The organism is Methylobacterium sp. Leaf89, from assembly GCF_001422215.1.
GTDB lineage: Bacteria > Pseudomonadota > Alphaproteobacteria > Rhizobiales > Beijerinckiaceae > Methylobacterium.
Genome location: NZ_LMML01000004.1, coordinates 107,533 through 124,392, shown reverse-complemented (window position 1 = coordinate 124,392; position 16,860 = coordinate 107,533). Strand labels below are relative to the sequence as shown.

Annotated in this window: 16 protein-coding genes and 1 tRNA gene; 13 read left to right on the top strand and 4 right to left on the bottom strand. The window is 65.2% G+C overall.

Features of this window, described 5'->3' with window-relative positions:
* The first annotated feature begins 125 nt into the window (after positions 1–125).
* The 3 genes from ASF18_RS01960 to hpxZ are packed head-to-tail and all read left to right on the top strand — an operon-like array spanning position 126 to position 2,127.
* Entirely contained in the window at positions 126–326 is a 201-nt protein-coding gene (locus tag ASF18_RS01960) for a DUF4089 domain-containing protein (protein WP_056348898.1), read from the top strand.
* Positions 327–358: 32 nt separating this feature from the next.
* The gene (locus ASF18_RS01955) at positions 359–1,735 is read left to right on the top strand and encodes an AtzE family amidohydrolase (protein WP_244472548.1); all 1,377 of its coding nucleotides are present in this window, start codon (positions 359–361) and stop codon (positions 1,733–1,735) included.
* Positions 1,736–1,746: 11 nt separating this feature from the next.
* The gene (hpxZ, locus tag ASF18_RS01950; protein WP_056349307.1) at positions 1,747–2,127 is read left to right on the top strand and encodes an oxalurate catabolism protein HpxZ; all 381 of its coding nucleotides are present in this window, start codon (positions 1,747–1,749) and stop codon (positions 2,125–2,127) included.
* 21 nt (positions 2,128–2,148) lie between these two features.
* Here hpxZ and ASF18_RS01945 read toward each other — a convergent pair whose 3' ends face one another.
* A complete protein-coding gene (locus tag ASF18_RS01945; RefSeq protein WP_056348895.1) occupies positions 2,149–2,727 on the bottom strand; it encodes a hypothetical protein in 579 nt (192 codons plus the stop codon).
* 220 nt (positions 2,728–2,947) lie between these two features.
* On the opposite strand from ASF18_RS01945, the gene rfbC reads away from it, so the two are divergent.
* From rfbC to ASF18_RS01915, 6 genes are all read left to right on the top strand, one after another.
* On the top strand, positions 2,948–3,502 hold the full coding sequence (rfbC, locus tag ASF18_RS01940; protein WP_056348891.1) for a dTDP-4-dehydrorhamnose 3,5-epimerase: 555 nt from the start codon (positions 2,948–2,950) through the stop codon (positions 3,500–3,502).
* Positions 3,503–3,555: 53 nt separating this feature from the next.
* Positions 3,556–4,623, top strand: a complete 1,068-nt coding sequence (gene rfbB / locus ASF18_RS01935; protein ID WP_056348889.1) for a dTDP-glucose 4,6-dehydratase — start codon at positions 3,556–3,558, stop codon at positions 4,621–4,623.
* 4 nt (positions 4,624–4,627) lie between these two features.
* The gene (gene rfbD, locus ASF18_RS01930) at positions 4,628–5,548 is read left to right on the top strand and encodes a dTDP-4-dehydrorhamnose reductase (protein ID WP_056348886.1); all 921 of its coding nucleotides are present in this window, start codon (positions 4,628–4,630) and stop codon (positions 5,546–5,548) included.
* Positions 5,545–6,435, top strand: coding sequence for a glucose-1-phosphate thymidylyltransferase RfbA (rfbA, locus tag ASF18_RS01925; RefSeq protein ID WP_056348883.1), 891 nt, complete (start codon positions 5,545–5,547; stop codon positions 6,433–6,435). Before rfbD ends, rfbA begins: the two co-directional genes overlap by 4 nt.
* Positions 6,436–6,502: 67 nt before the next feature.
* Positions 6,503–6,820, top strand: a complete 318-nt coding sequence (locus ASF18_RS01920) for a hypothetical protein (protein ID WP_056348879.1) — start codon at positions 6,503–6,505, stop codon at positions 6,818–6,820.
* 163 nt (positions 6,821–6,983) lie between these two features.
* Positions 6,984–7,057: transfer RNA gene (locus ASF18_RS01915), tRNA-Gln, on the top strand.
* Positions 7,058–7,072: 15 nt separating this feature from the next.
* On the opposite strand, the gene ASF18_RS01910 is transcribed toward ASF18_RS01915, so the two are convergent.
* Complete coding sequence (locus tag ASF18_RS01910) at positions 7,073–8,152, bottom strand: tyrosine-type recombinase/integrase (RefSeq protein WP_210166749.1); 1,080 nt, start codon at positions 8,150–8,152, stop codon at positions 7,073–7,075.
* Positions 8,153–8,605: 453 nt separating this feature from the next.
* On the opposite strand from ASF18_RS01910, the gene ASF18_RS22730 reads away from it, so the two are divergent.
* Together ASF18_RS22730 and ASF18_RS23425 are read left to right on the top strand one after the other, a co-directional pair.
* A complete protein-coding gene (locus ASF18_RS22730) occupies positions 8,606–9,562 on the top strand; it encodes a DNA-processing protein DprA (protein ID WP_244472532.1) in 957 nt (318 codons plus the stop codon).
* Between the two features lie 10 nt (positions 9,563–9,572).
* Positions 9,573–10,820: an HAD family hydrolase gene (locus tag ASF18_RS23425; protein WP_156649561.1), complete on the top strand. Its 1,248-nt coding sequence runs from the start codon at positions 9,573–9,575 to the stop codon at positions 10,818–10,820.
* Between the two features lie 137 nt (positions 10,821–10,957).
* Here ASF18_RS23425 and ASF18_RS01905 read toward each other — a convergent pair whose 3' ends face one another.
* Positions 10,958–11,515: a recombinase family protein gene (locus ASF18_RS01905; RefSeq protein ID WP_056348873.1), complete on the bottom strand. Its 558-nt coding sequence runs from the start codon at positions 11,513–11,515 to the stop codon at positions 10,958–10,960.
* Positions 11,516–11,939: 424 nt separating this feature from the next.
* Here ASF18_RS01905 and ASF18_RS01900 point away from each other — a divergent pair, with 424 nt between their 5' ends.
* Entirely contained in the window at positions 11,940–12,218 is a 279-nt protein-coding gene (locus ASF18_RS01900) for a hypothetical protein (protein WP_156649559.1), read from the top strand.
* On the opposite strand, the gene ASF18_RS01895 is transcribed toward ASF18_RS01900, so the two are convergent.
* The gene (locus ASF18_RS01895; RefSeq protein WP_056348867.1) at positions 12,219–12,401 is read right to left on the bottom strand and encodes a hypothetical protein; all 183 of its coding nucleotides are present in this window, start codon (positions 12,399–12,401) and stop codon (positions 12,219–12,221) included.
* A gap of 376 nt (positions 12,402–12,777) precedes the next feature.
* Here ASF18_RS01895 and ASF18_RS01890 point away from each other — a divergent pair, with 376 nt between their 5' ends.
* Positions 12,778–16,623: a phage tail tape measure protein gene (locus ASF18_RS01890; RefSeq protein ID WP_056348865.1), complete on the top strand. Its 3,846-nt coding sequence runs from the start codon at positions 12,778–12,780 to the stop codon at positions 16,621–16,623.
* Positions 16,624–16,860: the final 237 nt, after the last annotated feature.

Sequence of the window (16,860 nt, the reverse complement as noted above, 5' to 3'; positions counted from 1 at the left end):
GCGCGGGCGGCGGCCATCGCGCCGCGAATCCCGCCCTCGACCCACGCCGCCCTGCCGGCAGAAGAACTCCCCGCCACGCCGCCGGCGTTCCGGTCGCGCGGAGGGACATCACTGGGAGAAAGCCCATGTCGGAGCGCAACGACCCGTCCACTGGCGGCCTCGACGCCTACATCGAAGCGGCAGCCGGGCTGCTCGCGATTCCCCTCGATCCGGCCTGGATCGGCGCCATCGGCAGCAATCTCGCCGTCCTGCGCGCGACCGCCGCGCATGTGGCCGAGTTTTCCCTGCCCGACGAGGCGGAAGCCGCCCCGGTCTACGAAGCATGAGCGGTCCGGACACGATGCACGATCCGAGCACGATGACGGCTGAGGCGCTGGCGACGGCGTTTCGGGATGGGACCACCAGCGCCTGCGCGAACGTCGCCGCGACCCTGGCGCGCATCGCGCGGGTCGACGGCGCGGTGAACGCCTTCACGGACATTCTCGCCGCGCGCGCCCAGGCCCGCGCCGAGGCCCTGGATGCGGCCCGGGGCCGGGGTGAGCCCCTGGGGCCGCTGGCTGGCGTTCCCTTTGCGGTCAAGAATCTGTTCGACATCGCCGGTCTGCCGACCCGGGCCGGCGCGAAGATCAACCGCGATCGGGCCCCGGCGGAGCGCGATGCCGCCCTGGTGCGCCGCATGGAGGCGGCGGGCGCGATCCTCGTCGGCGGCCTCAACATGGGCGAGTACGCCTACGATTTCACCGGCGAGAACGTCCATGACGGACCGACCCGGAACCCGCACGATCTCGGTCACATGTCCGGCGGCTCGTCCGGAGGCTCGGGAGGGGCCGTCGGGGCCGGGCTGGTGCCGATCGCCCTCGGCTCCGACACCAACGGCTCGATCCGTGTCCCCTCCACCTTCTGCGGCTGCTTCGGCCTCAAACCCACCTACGGCCGCCTGACCCGGGCGGGCAGCTTTCCCTTCGTGGGCAGCCTCGACCATGTCGGGCCCATGGCGCGCAGCGTCACGGACCTCGCCCTGAGCTACGACGCCATGCAGGGGCCGGACCCGGACGACCCGGTGGCCACGACGCGCCCCGCAGAGCCGGCCCTGTCTCACCTCACCGACGGGCTCGGGAACCTGCGCGTTGCGGTTGCGGGCGGCTACTTCGCGCGCGGTGGCGACGCCGAGGCGTTTGCGGCGGTGGCCGCCATCGCCCGGGCCCTCGGCGTCACGCGCAGCGTCGCGATTCCGGAGGCGGCCCGCGCCCGGGCGGCGGCCTACCTCATCACGGCAGCCGAAGGAGCTGCCCTCCATCTCGACCGCCTCCGGACCCGGGGGGAGGATTTTGATCCGGCTGTACGCGACCGGCTGATCGCCGGGGCGATGATCCCGGCCCCGCTGGTCGAGCGTGCGCAGCGCTTCCGCCGCTGGTACCGGTCCGCCGTCCTCGATCTGTTCCGCGAGGTCGACGTGATCCTGGCTCCCGCCACGCCTTGCCGCGCGCCCCGTTCGGGCCAGGCCACCTTCGTCCTCGACGGGGTGACCCTGCCGGTGCGGGCCAATATCGGGGTGTTCACCCAGCCGATATCCTTCATCGGCCTGCCGGTGGTGGCGGTGCCCGTGCGCCTGGACGACGGCCTGCCCCTCGGCGTTCAGGTCATCGCCGCCCCCTGGCGCGAGGACCACGCCCTGCGCGTGGCGCACCAGTTGGAGCGGGACGGCGTCGTCCGCGCCCCCGTGGCGAACCTGTGAGCGAGACCGCGATGATCATCGACGATCCGACCGTGAAGGCCGAGGTGGAGGCCGCCTTCGCGGCCTACGAGGCGGCCCTGGTGCGCAACGACGTGCCGACGCTGGAGGCCCTGTTCCACGATGATCCGCGCACGATCCGCTACGGCGGGGCCGAGAACCTGTACGGCATGGAGGCAATCCGCGCCTTCCGTCGGGCACGGTCACCCGAGGGCTTGGCCCGCGACCTGAGCGAAACGGTGATCACCACCTACGGGTCCGATACCGGGATCGCCATGACGCTGTTCACCCGGTCGAGCGCCCCGGGCCGCATCGGACGCCAGAGCCAGACATGGATCCGCTTCCCCGACGGCTGGAGGGTCGTTGCGGCCCATGTGAGCATCATCACGGGCTGATCTCCTTACCCTCGCGGCGGATCAGGCGCCGTCGAGTGCCTTGGACAGGCGGCGCACGCGGCCTCCGCGCTTCTCATAGGCGAAGAGGGAGGCCAGGGTCTGCCCATCGGGGACGGACGCGTCGATCGAGGCGGCCTCGCCCTCCGCCTCTTCGGGCATCTGGGGCTGGGTCTCGGCCGGCGGTACTGCCGGGCGGGATAGAGGCAGGCGCAGGCTGGCGCGCTGCACCACCTCCCGGTCCCGCTCGATCTGCGCGGCCGTCTCGGCATCGGTCCGGACCAGAGCGTGGACCCCGTCCCGGAATCGAAGCTCGACGGACCAGGCCGGCCGCGCGTTGCCCCCGAGGACGTCGAGGCCGGCATGCATGAGGGAGGCGGCGAGGCCGAGCGGATTCGGCAGGGGACCGGTGGCCGTCAGGGCCTGCCGCAATCCCCGGGCGATACCGGTGCGCCGTGGCACCGCCTGCTCCGGCGGCGCGAGCGTCAAGGCCTCCAAGTCCTCGACTCCGCGCAGGCTTCCATCGGGCAGCCCGAAGACGCCGAATTCGTAAGATCCCGGCCCAGCGCCGAACGTTCCGGATATGATCTGAATGGCGATCATCGATACTTTCCGCCCGGATCATCCCCCGCGCTGAGGAGGAGGTCCGTCAACATCAAACGCCGTCTCCTGTCGCGAAGTCCTGTGTCGGAAACAGGGCCGCGGACTCGGGACGGCTCCGACGCATCGCGGCCCCTTTGAAAATCCCCCTCCGATCCTTGACAGCCTGGGATTCAGGCTCGTCAAGGACGGGACAGCTTCGTGATCTTGAGGTCTTCCGGGCATGCAGGTGATTGTGACGGACATTCCGGCGGTCCGGCGGGTGGTGCCGACGCGCTTCGGCGACGCGCGGGGCTGGTTCTCGGAGACCTACCGGGCGGACATCCTGGCGCGCGCCGGCATCGCGGATGTCTTCATCCAGGACAACCAGTCCTTCTCCGCCCCGCGCGGCACCGTGCGCGGGCTGCACTTCCAGCGCGCGCCCATGGCCCAGGCCAAGCTCATCCGGGTGCTCGCGGGTGCCATCCTGGATGTGGCCGTCGACCTGCGGCGCGCCTCGCCCACCTATGGCCGGCACGTAGCCGTGCGGCTCGATGCCGAGGGCGGCGAGCAGCTCTACATCCCGGTCGGCTTCGGGCACGGCTTCTGCACCCTGGAGCCCGACACCATGGTGGCCTACAAGGTGGCCGGCGGGGTCTACAGCCCCGAGCACGATGGCGGCCTGCTCTGGAACGATCCGGCGCTCGGCATCGCCTGGCCGGTGAGCGAGGCCGACGCCCAGCTCTCGGCCAAGGACCGGGTCGCCCCGCGCCTGGCCGATCTTCCGCCACTGTTCTGAGGCTTCTCCACCGGGCTCGGCCCGATCCGATTTCTCGAGAGATCTTTCATCCCATGCGCATCTTGGTGACGGGCGGCTGCGGCTTCATCGGATCGGCTCTGGTCCTGCACCTGGTGCAGGAGCTCGGACATGCGGTGGCGACGCTCGACGCGCTGACCTACGCGGCCAACCCGATCTCGCTCCAGCCGCTGGCGGGCAACCCGCGCCACCGCCTGGTGGAGGCCGACATCTGCGACCCGGGGGCCGTGCACGCCCTCTACGCCGACTTCCGGCCCGAGGCGGTGATGCACCTGGCCGCCGAGAGCCATGTCGACCGCTCGATCACCGATCCGGGTGCCTTCATCCGCACCAACGTGGTCGGCACCCAGGTCATGCTCGACGGGGCCCGCAGCCACTGGGACGGGCTCGCCGGCGAGGCCAAGGCGGCCTTCCGCTTCCTCCACGTCTCCACCGACGAGGTCTACGGCTCGCTGCCGCCGGACGGCTTCTTCACGGAAGCGAGCCGCTACGACCCGCGCTCGCCCTACTCGGCCTCCAAGGCCGCTTCCGACCACCTGGCCCGCGCCTGGCACGAGACCTATGGCCTGCCCGTGCTGGTGACGAACTGCTCGAACAACTACGGCCCGCGCCACTTCCCCGAGAAGCTCATCCCCCTGATGATCCTCAACGCCCTCGAGGGCAAGCCGCTGCCCGTCTACGGCGACGGCCTGAACGAGCGCGACTGGATCCACGTGGAGGACCATGCCCGCGGCCTCGTGGCGGTGCTCGAGAGGGGCCGGGTCGGCGAGACCTACCTGCTCGGCGGGCGCGCGGTGCGCAACAACCTCGGCGTCGTCCACGCGCTCTGCGCCGCCTTCGACCGCCTGCGCCCGGATCACGCCCCCCACGACCGGCTGATCACCTCCGTCGCCGACCGGCCCGGCCACGACCGGCGCTACGCCATCGACCCGTCCAAGGCCGAGGCCGAGCTCGGCTGGCATCCGACCCAGGACTTCGAGCGGGCCCTGGAGGAGACCGTGCGCTGGTACCTCGCCAACGAGGCCTGGTGGCGTCCGATCCGCGAGGGCCGCTACACCGGCGAGCGCCTCGGCCTGGGCACAGCCCCCACCGGCCGCGCCTGAGCCGATGCCCGAGACGCGCGACATCCTCATTCTCGGCGGCACCGGCCAGGTCGGCACCGAGTTGCAGGCACCGGCGCTCTGGGGCGCGGGCACCCGCCTGCACGCCCCGAGCCGGGCCGCCCTCGACGTCACGGACGCCGCCGCGATCGACGCCGCCCTGGCGCAGCGCCCCTACGCGGCGGTGGTCAACGCGGCCGCCTACACCGCCGTGGACCGCGCCGAGAGCGAGATCGCCGCGGCCTGGGCCCTGAACGCGGTGGCGCCGGCACTCCTGGCCGCCGCCACCGCCCGGGCCGGCATCCCCCTCGTCCACGTCTCCACCGACTACGTCTTCGACGGCCGCACCGAGGCCCCCTGCACCCCCGATACGCCGGTCGACCCGCAGAGCGTCTACGGCGCGAGCAAGGCCGCCGGCGAGATCGCGGTGCGCAGCGCCAACCCGCGCCACGCCATCCTCCGCACCGCCTGGGTGGTGAGCCCGCACCGGGGCAACTTCGTCAAGACGATGCTGCGGCTCGCCGCCGAGCGCGAGCGCCTCAGCGTGGTCGACGACCAGCACGGCAGCCCGACCAGCGCGGGCGACCTCGCCGCCGGCCTGGCCCAGATCGCCCAGGCGCTGGCCCGTGATCCTACCGCCCCCACGGGCACGCATCACTTCGTCAATGCGGGCGCCACCACCTGGTGCGGCTTTGCCCGCGCCATCGTGGCAGGCGCGGCCCGGCGCGGCGGCCGTTCCGTGCCGGTGGACGCCATTCCCACCAGCGCCTTCCCGACCCCGGCGCGGCGCCCGGCCCATTCGGTGCTGTCGACCGCGAGCCTGACGGCCGCCTACGGCCTGAGGCCGCGCCCCTGGGCCGAGGCCCTCGACGACATCCTCGACCGGCTGGTCGGCCCTGAACGGACAACGACGGAGACACAGGCATGAAGGGGATCGTTCTGGCCGGCGGCACGGGCACGCGCCTGCACCCGGCCACGCTGTCGATCAACAAGCAGCTGCTGCCGGTCTACGACAAGCCGATGATCTACTACCCGGTCTCGGTGCTGATGCTGGCGGGCATCCGCGAGATCCTGATCATCTCCAGCCCCGAGCACCTGGACAACTACCAGCGCCTGTTCGGCACCGGCGAGCAGTTCGGGCTGTCCTTCAGCTACGCGATCCAGCCCCGGCCGGAGGGCCTGGCCCAGGCCTTCCTGATCGGGCGCGAGTTCGTGGGCGCGGACAGCGTGGCCCTGGTGCTGGGCGACAACCTGTTCTTCGGCTCGGGCATGAGCGAGATGCTGCGCAAGGCCCGGGCGCGCGCGAGCGGCGCCACGGTGTTCGCCTACCACGTCGACGATCCCTCGGCCTACGGCGTGGTCACCCTCGGCCCGGACGGGCGGCCCCTGCGCCTCGTCGAGAAGCCAGTGGAGCCCGAGAGCCCCTGGGCGGTGACGGGGCTGTACTTCTACGACAACCAGGTCCTCGACATCGCCGCGGCGGTGACGCCCTCGGCCCGGGGCGAGCTCGAGATCACCAGCGTCAACGAGGCGTATCTCGAACGCGGGCAGCTGCACGTGGAGCGCATGAGCCGGGGCTATGCCTGGCTCGACACGGGCACCCATGACAGCCTGCTGGAGGCGGCCGAGTTCGTCCGCACGCTCCAGCACCGCCAGGGGCTGCAGGTGGCCTGCCTGGAGGAGATCGCCTACCTGCAGGGCTTCATCGGCAAGGAGCAGCTCATCGCCCGCGGCAAGCTCTTTGCCAAGACCGCCTACGGCCAGAACCTGCTCAAGCTCGCCCACGAAGACCAGAGCGGCCGCCTCGTACGATGAGGCCCGCACGGGGCCGAAGCGGGCAGGGGCCTCCCCGAAGCGGGGAGGGTCGGGTATAGGAGCGAGAATGGACAACATCATTCGCCCCACCTTCGGCGCCCCACGCCGCACGGAACCAGCCGATCCCCGTCGCGTCCAGGTCCTGACCCAGCGCGTGTACGGCGAGGCCCATGGCTGCCGGGTCTGCCTCGTCCACGACGAAGGCGCACCGGAGGGCGATGTCTACAAGGTGGTGGTGGGGTTCCTGACGGACGACGAAGTCAGCACCGTGGCGATCCTCCCGGCTACTCCGGAGGGGGACACCGATTGCGAGATCGTCGCCCTGGCGATCCTGCGCACCCTCGGCATGATCGAGGCCCGCCCGGAACCGCCGGGCAGCGCCTGAGGCAGCGCGAATCGCCTCACGGGCGGGCGTTCAGATGTGGGCTTGCATCGGTCCGGAAAGCCATGCTATCGCCCCTGCACCGGAACGGACCGGGTCTCAACCGCTAGCCTCAGCAGCGCTCGAGACGAACGACCGGATCCTGCCTCGTGCCACGCGAGGATGTTGGGGGATAGTTTAACGGTAGAACAGTGGACTCTGACTCCTCTAGTCCAGGTTCGAATCCTGGTCCCCCAGCCAAATAAAATCAACGACTTAGCCTTGGTTAGAGCTTGGCGGGTCGCTCTCCCAGACAGCGTTCCCAGACACATTTGACGGAAGAGAACGGGGCTTCGCTGGCCCGTAGAGGTCTTCCATCGATCTCGCATTTGACCGCTTCATGTCCGCCGTTCGGCTGTAGGTCGGAACTGCGAAGGTGGTCCGCTGACCGAGGATGTCTGCGATCTCGCGTTCGGTCTTGCCAAGCTCTCGAAGGTCAGTCGCCACGCTGTGCCGGAGACCGTGAGGCGTCAGCCCCTCCTGTATCTTCCCGGCCACTTTCAGTTTGGACAGGAGCTTCCTTAGAGAGGCGTGGAAGCCTCCTTCCGTCCAAGGAACGCCACTGCTTGAGCAGAACAGGTGTGTCTCGTGAGGGAGCCGCTGATCGAGGATCTCGGCGAGTGGAGCAGGGCAGGGGACCGTTACGTCGACGTCACCCTTCCCGGTGCGGAATGAGATCATGCCGTCGCGGTAGGCCCCGTTCGGCATCCCTCGAACGTCGCCCAGGCGCACCCCAAGATAGCGCATCAGAGCCAATGGGGCTTTGAGCTGGATCGGAGCAGCTTCAAGGACGGCATCGCGCTCTGCGGACGTCCAGGGGCGATTGCGGTTGGCCTCGCCCGTAGCCTTGCGCACCTTCTCTACGTTCTCAGCCGGGTTGGACTGTACCAGCCCAAGGCCAATGCCGATGTTGAACATGCGCGAGAGCACCTGAACGACGTAGTTCGCATGCCGGCGCTTGTGCTTGCGGAAGGCCTTGTTGCGCAGATCCGTGACCACGGCGCGGTCGAAGGAACGAAGTGGTACGTCCTTCATCGCCGCCAGATTGGTCATAACGCGCTCGTAGTCCCGCTTCGTCACCGGCTTCAGACGTAGGAACTCGGGCGAGGCCCGGTATTGCTCGACGAGGTGGCCGAAGGTGCCTTTGCGGGTCTCTCCCTTCGCGCTCCAAGCCTTCTCAATCCGATCCAGTTCAGCAATGAAACCGGCCGTCCCGAAGGGAGCGGTGATGCGCGTGCCGCTCTTGCGATGGTAGGCGTAGGTCTTTCCGTCACGCTTGTCGAAGAAGCGCTTCACTCCCGAGATTTTCATCGCCACTGGCATTCGCACCATCCCCAGCCCCGGAGACAGATGGATACCAGCTTGAGCATGGGCAATGCCAAGGAATCGCCTTCAGGTGCTAAGCGTCACCGCCGGCCGCCCCTGTGATCGGCCACAGGTCCCCATTCCGCGTAGGCTTTTTTTGGAGCGCATGATCTCGGGTGCCGCCGGACCATCCGATAATTCTGTGCGCTGTGTATTCCGGGGATTGACGAGACAGCCCGGTTTGAACCTCACATTTTGTACACATGCTTATGGGGTGATCGTAAGATGTGAGCCTTGCCTTACTCTGCGGTCTCGGCGGAAAATGCCTTTCGGAGGTGCTTTAAGTTGGAGATCGCGGAGAACAGCCCCTGGCGTGGAGTCAATATCGTAGTGGAAGACCCTTCACTTCGTTCGACCACAGGGAGCCCGGAGGTATTGCCAGTAGTGGCAGACGAAAAGATCTGCTTCCTTGCCCTGGCGAGCATTCGTGGCGTTGGGTACTGGACGCTTGCGCATATTGCTAAGTCCGGCACAAAATTCTCGACTGTTCTGGGCTTTCAGGATGGGACTGACGCCATTGCTCTTATGAAAAAGCATGGCGCTCGCCTCGAAAGCAAGGATGGCGGCGACTGGCAGCAGGTTAGAGAACGTGCTCTTGATCGGGCTCGCATGCTCTTTGACGAGCTATCCGACCAAGGCATCAAGCTCCTGTTTGCCTCGGATCTAGAGTTTCCGAGATCGCTCCAAGATCTAGCTGATGCGCCTGCGTGGCTCTTTGTTCAGGGGGATGAAAAGATCCTGAGCATGCCGTCGATTGCGGCAGTTGGAACTCGCACTCCCAGCGACGACGGCATGTGGCTGTGTAGGTTCGCCGGCCTTTGCCTGAGCCATTGGAAGGCGCCTACCGTAAGCGGTCTCGCAAACGGCATAGATCAATTAATCCATGAGATGTCGATCCGTGCGTCCGTGCCGACTGTCGCTGTACTCGGAACGGGCATCTTTTCGGAATATCCCAAAGGTAGCAGAGCGCTTCGTGAGCGGATTGTGGATTGCGGCGGCGCTGTAATCACCGAGTATCTACCTACCGACAGCTACAGCGGCGAAAACTTCGTTCGAAGAAACCGTATTCAAGCAGCACTCGCGAAGGTTCTGATACCAGTGGAGTGGGCACAAAAATCTGGCACTGCTCACACAGTGAGATATGCGGCAAGTATGAACCGGCCGATTGCATTTCTTCGCCTTCCCGATTGGGAAGAAAAGAGAACCTCTTTCGCGAACGGTATTGCGAAGAACGCACGCACCTTCACTATTCCTGGCGAAGGCGAAGATTTTCGACAATTTATCTCAGACGCACTGTCCGGAGGAAAGCCACCTCCGCTCGGTCAACTCAAGCTGATTTGAAGAAAAATTCATGCCTCTTCTTAAGGGTGTAATATTCTCGCTTCGCGATGTGATCGTCAAAGAGGGGGCAATCGATAAAGACTTACTCTCTGAACTCGGTAAGCTGGTCGCATTCCTGAAGTCTCGTGGGGTCCAGCCTGTATTTGTTATGAACAGGCCTTGGACTGCAAAGTCAAAGGACGGCACAGAGCGCGATCTCAAGGATGTTCTTGCAGAGCGCTGGGGTGAAATGCCCTGGTACGTGGCTCTTAACGGCGACATGCCATTCAAGCCGAAGGCGGCTGCTATGGAGCGGGTGCTGTCCGACATGGGCTGGCGACCGTGCGAAGCCATTTATGTTGGGTCCACTGAAGACGACATGATCACCGCCAGGAATGGCAAGTTGATGTTCCTGAATGCTCAGTGGCATAGCGGGTCTAACCCGTATGGGTATCAATTTAGCTCGCCCAAAGATATAGCCAGGTTCGTTGATTGTTTCTGTCTTGGGTTCCAAGACTGGTTCTGGGCTCTTGAGGACAGAGATCTTCGTGTTTACTCTTTGGCGCCCTTCTCGACTTTCGCGCGAGCTTACTCAGACGCCTGGGACTACTCATCGAATGCGAAGGAAACGGCAAAGCACTTGGGTGGTGATGCTACCTTTTGGGGGCGTCTACTAGCTGCCAGTGTTTACCTGTCGGGACTTGTGGAAAAAATTGATTACATTGCCTCCTATCCTGGCCATTCGGTTAGCTCTGCTCAGCCCGTCATTAGTGAAGCTTTGACAATCTTGGCGCAGTCGCTGAGGAAGACATACATACCTGATTTGATCGTCCGACATGTGACGGCGCCCAAGTCGCAGTCCGCTCGCAACTCAGGTCAATCGGTTGATCCGCTTAATCAAATAAATTCGATTCACCTCAACTCGAACCCGATCAAAAATAGCAAAGGCGATCGGTACGCAAAGACGCCGCTGAAAAAAGGCAAGACTGTTTTAATCGTTGATGATTTCTGTACTGAGGGCAATGCGTTCGAGGCCGGAAGGGCTTACGTTCAGGCGACCGGTGCGGGAGTCATATGCTTGAGCTGGCTCAAGACTATCAATCGTGACTATTTGGCATTCTCCGATCGCCCAACGCTCAACCCGTATGAGCCAAATATTCTCGGTGGATCTATGCACCGAGAAAGCTACTATTACTCAAGCCATATAAAAAATCGCAGCGCAACTGCTGATCTTAATCAAATATTTGGTCGATATTATCAATGGGATTGGCCAGAGTAGTGCGGCTGGCCATCATCAATCTGGCAGCATGTGAAGGTGATTTCACATGACGTGGTTGATGAGGCGATTCATGAAAGGAAAAAGGGCGCGCCGGTCTCCCGGTCACGCCCCTCGCGTCGCCCTCGATGTCGTGGAGCTTAGGCAGCCTTCGGATTGAGAGCGCGGTGTACCGACATGCGGCTGATACCCAGTTCCTTGGCGATGGCGGACGGCCCCATGCCACCGACGCTCAGTTCGCGGATCTTCGCGGATGGGATGGTCGCGGGACGGCCCTTGCCATCATACACGCCGTTGGCCTTGGCCTTGGCGATGCCCTCAAGCTGACGTTCCTTGCGCAGGTTCGTCTCGAACTCCGCGAACACGCCCAGCATCCCGAGGAACGCCTTGCCAGCCGCCGTGGACGTGTCCACCGGCTGTTCGGTCGCCCGGAGCGAAACGCCCTTGGCCTCAAGTGCCTTCACGATCTCGGACAGGTCGGAGATGGAACGGGCCAGCCGGTCGATCCGGGTGACGACGATGGTGTCACCCTTGCGGGCGAACTCGATCAGCGTCTGCAGTTCGGTGCGGCCCTCGGTGGTGGTGCCGGACTTCTTCTCGGCCCGGATGATCTCGCAACCTGCAGAGCGGAGGGCGGCATCCTGGATGCTGAGATCCTGATCCGTGGTTGAGACCCGTGCGTACCCGTAGATCGCCATTGCCGTGCTTCGCTGTATCAAAACGCTCTAAACCATCTTGGTGTAGCGTCACATAAATCGTCAGTCAACCATTTTGTTACGTAGCTCCGGTGTACCATCGGCATGTAGCCCAGCCGTATACCCTTCAGTGACACGCCAGGACACGCACACGAGGAATCATGAAACCAGCCGACGCCTTCGGGCCGTGGGCACCGAACCTGCAGCCATGCGAGCGGGTCGCCCGGTGCCGTTCTCTACGAGCCGTCGCCCGCGTTCTCGCCGGCCGACGCGCTGAAGCCTTGTGCGATGCCCTGGCATGCGCCGAGGCCGACGCCACCCATCTCGACCGCGCCTTGGTAGCCCTCGACCGTCTCGCACCGCTGGATCGTCGCGGCATACTCGCCAGCTACGGCCCGGTCATGTCGGCACCCGCGCCCTGCGCCGCATGAGGACTCTCGACGGGGAATCCGCCGTTCCGTATCATCCGGCGATGCGCGCTCCCCTGATCCTCGCTGCCATCCTCGCCGCATCCAGTGCGAAGGCTACGGAGCAGGACAACGCCACCAGAGCGGCGAACGCCCTCAGGGACATGGCCAGAGCACAGGAAGCCCGGTCCCGCACCGTGGAGCGCATGGAGCGCCTGGAGCGAGATCGGGCCACCAAGGAAGATCGTGCTCGTCGCAACGCCGAGGTGATGAGCCGGTCGGCTCGTCGGCACGACTGATCAGCCAGCCTGCACCGCACGCTGGCGCAGCCCGTCAAGATCCAGCAAGGCCAGAAGACTGTCGGCTGCATCGCTGGTGATCAGCGCGGCATCGTCGTCCCCTGCCTCTGTGTGGAGATCCAAACTGCGCAGGAGCTTCCCGGCGAGGCTGTCGAGTAGGTCTCGGGTGTGGTTGTCGAGCATTGCTTGTTCCCCTTGGCGAAGCGCCGGGCAGCAACATGCCAACTCCCAAGCAGAAATCAAGATCATCCATGACGTTTGCATTGAATTACTGCAAGCAACAAGCGTGCATCGAGCATGCAAGTCTACATAATAAGATGATTTTGAAGGGGTGGTCATTTGCACTGGCATGAATGCAAGTGTCGATTTTTTTAATGCAACATACCCCCACCCCCTGTGTATGGGCAGAATTTTTGCGAGCAACAAAAGGCCCCCTTTTCATTCGCACGAGGGGGTAGTCCGCAAGAACAGGGCGGCACCCTTGCCGTCCAGAAATTTTGCGAAGCACTAAAAGACCCTATTAACGCCAACAAGGCCGGAACAACCGGTCGGAGAAGCCATGACCACTGAAAACCTCCAGATGACCATCACTGCCGTCGATCATGCATCGGCCGTCGTTGACCGTCTCATGTCCAAGATGAAGCAGCTAACTTCGATGGCATCGAAGATCAGCGCGAACCCGACCAAGGGCCTGGGCAGCCTCGACACCAGCAAGGCCGTCCGCGACAACTTCACGAAGTCGCAGGCCGAGGCCATGAAGGGTCTACGCCAGCGCTTCGCATTCGAGACCCGCATGCATAACCAGCGGATCGCGGGCGAACGGGCCGTTGCCGCCGAACAGGGCCGCACCGCTCGCCAGCAGGAGCAGCAGCAGTCCCGACAGCAGGCACAGCAGGAACGCGCCCGTCGCATCGGCGAGTCCGCCACGATGGCCGGTTTCCGGCGTCAGATGGCCTTCACGTCCAACTTGGCACGCCAGCGGGCGACCCTGGAAAGTGACGCCGAGCGGTCTCGCGCCCGGTCCATCGCCGCCAGCGAACGCCAGCACGCCGCCCAGATCCGCCAGCAGATCCAGGGCCACCGCTACCTGTTCGGCCTTCGGGAGCGCACCGAGCGTCAGGAACAGCGCAGCGCGGCCCAGGCTGCCAAGTCCGAAGAAAGCCGACGAACCGCAGCCTATCGAAACCTCGGACGCGGTGTCTCACACACCCGTGATGCAGGCCGGGGCATCATGGATTCGGCTCGCACCGTCACCGTCTACGGCGCCGTCGCTGGAGGCATCATCAGCCAGCTCGCTCGCAACGGCATCTCGGCACGATCCAGGGCGGACACCGCCGAAGCGAATGCGCGGATGTTCGGAAACCTGAGCCGACAGCAGGTAGACCAAGCACGGAGTGGGTGGCTGAACAGCGCCGCCGTCGAGAACGGGTTTCGGCCGGCCGACGCCATCAATGCCTTCACCGAAGTTCTGAAAGCCGGCATTCCTCAGGCGTCCGCCCCCGATGTCGCGAAGTCGATCATGGGCGCGTCCGCTGGCCTCGACCTCAACGTGGCCGACACCACCAAGCTCGTCGGCCGTCTCTCGACCCTCACGCAAGATCCTAAGTCGTTCTCGTCCGGCGCCATCGACCAAATGCTGAACGGGATCGCGGTGGTGGCGAAGGTCACGGCGGCGGACTCCAAAGAGCTTGTGTCCTCGCTCAGGCGCGGCGCTGGCGTGCTCGGCTCGTCGAGGATGTCCGTCACCGATCTCACGGCCTTCACCGGCACCGGCATCTCGGCCGGTATGCAGGAGGGCAAGGCCGGCACCTTCATGGACTTCCTCGTCAACGATCTTGTCAACGCAAAGAACTCACGGGGCCAGCGCGGGAAGGATTTGGCGTCCGGCCTGTCCCTGGCAGGCGTCGGCGGTGTCGAACAGGTCTCGCGGCAGGCTGCGAACGATCCGACCCAGCTCCTTCTGAAGCTGTTCGGCAACATGTCGAAGATGGACCCGGCGAAGGCCGGGCGGGTCGCCTCTCTCATCGGCATGCGCGAGTGGCGCGGCGAGATCCTTCAGATGATGAAGGCGTTCCCGATGCTGAAGCAGACCGTCGAGGCAGGGCGTGACCCTGCCAACGCCGGCCACCTTGCGCAGGCCCGCGACGAACGTCTCGGCACCCTCGCCGGTCTCGGCTCCCAGCTCCGCGCGACGTTCGATCTCGCATGGGAAGCCATCGGAGGCGGCATCGAGGACATCGCCCGCGACATCGGGCGGTTCTTCGTGAACCTCGGTGGCAAGCTCAACCTCGACGTGATCAAGGCGCACGTCGCCAGCCTGCTGAACGGCTTCGTGGACGGCCTCGGGTTCGCCAACGTCACCGAGATGCTGAACAAGGTTTTCGGCAAGCCTGATTTCAGCACCGTCAACTCATTCTTCCGGTTTGCTCAGGGCTTCGGCCAGGGCGTGCGGGAGGTGATCGACACGGTGCGGTCAGCCTTCTCGATGTTCGCCGGAAAGGACGCCGACGCCGAGACGATGGGGAATCTTGCGGCCAAGATCCTCAGCCTCAGTGTGGCCTTGGTCACGCTCGCTCCAGCGATTGGCGTAATGGGATCACTCACCGCCATCATCGGTGGTCTGGCCTTCGCGGTCGGCGGCATTGCCAAGGGCGCAACGGGCCTCGGCCTGTTCGGTGGTGCAGGTGTTCTCACAGCGGCCGGCGGCATCATCGGTGCGGCTGTCCTGGCCACCATCGCGGACAAGCTGGGCATCCTCAAGGGTCCCGACGTGTCCAAGGGATGGGGCAGGGGAATCGTCGATTTTCTTGATCCGGGTCTCGCCTCTCGCATCTACGGCGACGGCAAGGCAGCCCCCACGGACGCCCAGAAGCGTGGCCCCGCCAACGCCCTCGACGGGGCCGACAAGGGCGTGATCCAGAAGCAGTCTTTCCAGGCTGACAATCCGCTCGCTGGCCTGATCCAGAAGGCATCGATGACGACCGGGTACGATGGCCGCGACGACGCCATCGAGCGCCTGTCCGACAACGTGCGCACCATGGGCGCCCGGTTCCAGCTCGCGGCCCTGTCCGGTCCCGGTACGGGTTCCGGCCTCGGCTCCTCCCTCGGTGGTGGTGGTGGTGCCGGTGGTGGTGCCGTTTCGTCCCCCAGCTCCAAGTTCTTCAAGCCTGACGGGATGAGCGTGCCCGGATGGTACGGCAAGGGAAGCGGCGGCGGTTCGGCCTCATCCAACCCGGCCAACTCGAAGGCGTCGGCAGCCATGCTCGATGCCATCGCGGCGACGGAATCGGGCAAGGCCGGGTATGACACCGTCCTCGGCAACGGGAAGTACGGCATGCCGTCGAAGCCCGTCTCCACCATGTCCCTTGACGAGGCGTTCCGGTTCGGCCGGACCGTCAAGGCGCGGCACGGATCGTCCTCGGCTCTGGGCCGCTACCAGATCGTCGGGAATACCATGCGGGCTGCACAGAAGGCCCTCGGCATCGGCGGCGACGCCACGTTCGATGGTCCCATGCAGGACCGCATGGCGCGCTGGATCGCACGGAATCAGGGTCTCGGAGCGTGGGAGGGTCTGAAGGGCAACGGCGCCAAGATGGCCGCAGCTCGTGCAGCTCTGGCAGCCGGTGGCGCGTCCGACGCTCCCGTGGGCGGTGGCGTGGCTGGCATCTCACCGAACCTCGGTGGTGTCGTGCCTTCGCTCGACGGCCTGCGGATCAAGGGTGCCCAGGCGACCGGTGGCGGTTCCCATGCCGCTGGCCTCTCGGCTCTGGCACGCTCGATCCAGGATGGTGGGATCGCTGGCGGTCTCAACCGCTTCACGGCGTTCAACGACCAGTACCACCAGGGCCGGAGATCGAAGCACAACGAGGGGCTGGCGTCCGACTTCACGCTGAACGATCCGAGCAAGTCGGCGGAAGCCGCTGAGCAGGTTCGCCAGCGCCTCAGGGCAGCTGGCCTCCCGGACAACGCCTTCAAGGTCATCGACGAGTACCGGAACCCATCGGGCCACGCGACGGGCGGTCACGTCCATGTTCAGTTCGCCGGGAAGGAGTGGGCAGAGAAGTACCGGCAGTCAGTGGAGCAGGCCAAGGCGGCGCTTCAGCCGAAGCTTGCGACCGGCGACGGTGGCGGCTGGAAGGCCGGAGCAGGCGGGAACGCTGAAGCTCTGGGCATGGGCGTTCCGGCGAAGTCAGCAGCGGAACGGGCCGTGGAGAACGTGCCGATGTCGACAAGGCGTCCGGCCGGTGTCGGCACTGGTGGCGGTGGTGGCGGCGGAACCGTCAACATCAACCAGACCATCAACGGTGGCCAGAACACGCCTCAGGAGATCGCGAACTTGTCTCAGCGGCAGATCACGAAGGACTGGAACCACCGCTCCCACGATGTCGAGTTCGACATGGCGTAGGGGCGACAAGGCAGCCTCAGGGCGGCGGTGGAGGCTTCTCAGGTGCGCAGGCACTAGGGCGGCTGCCACTGCCCTCCTGGGGGGCTGGTAAGAGTGAAGAGCTGAGGGGGGCAACGAGTACCGTTGGAAGCGTGCTTCAAGAGATTGATCTCTGGCAGTGCGAAGACCGTCACCGGTGTGGCTTTGTGATCACCCAGTCGCCCTTCAGGCGGACTATCGGCTCTTGCTTGATTGCCC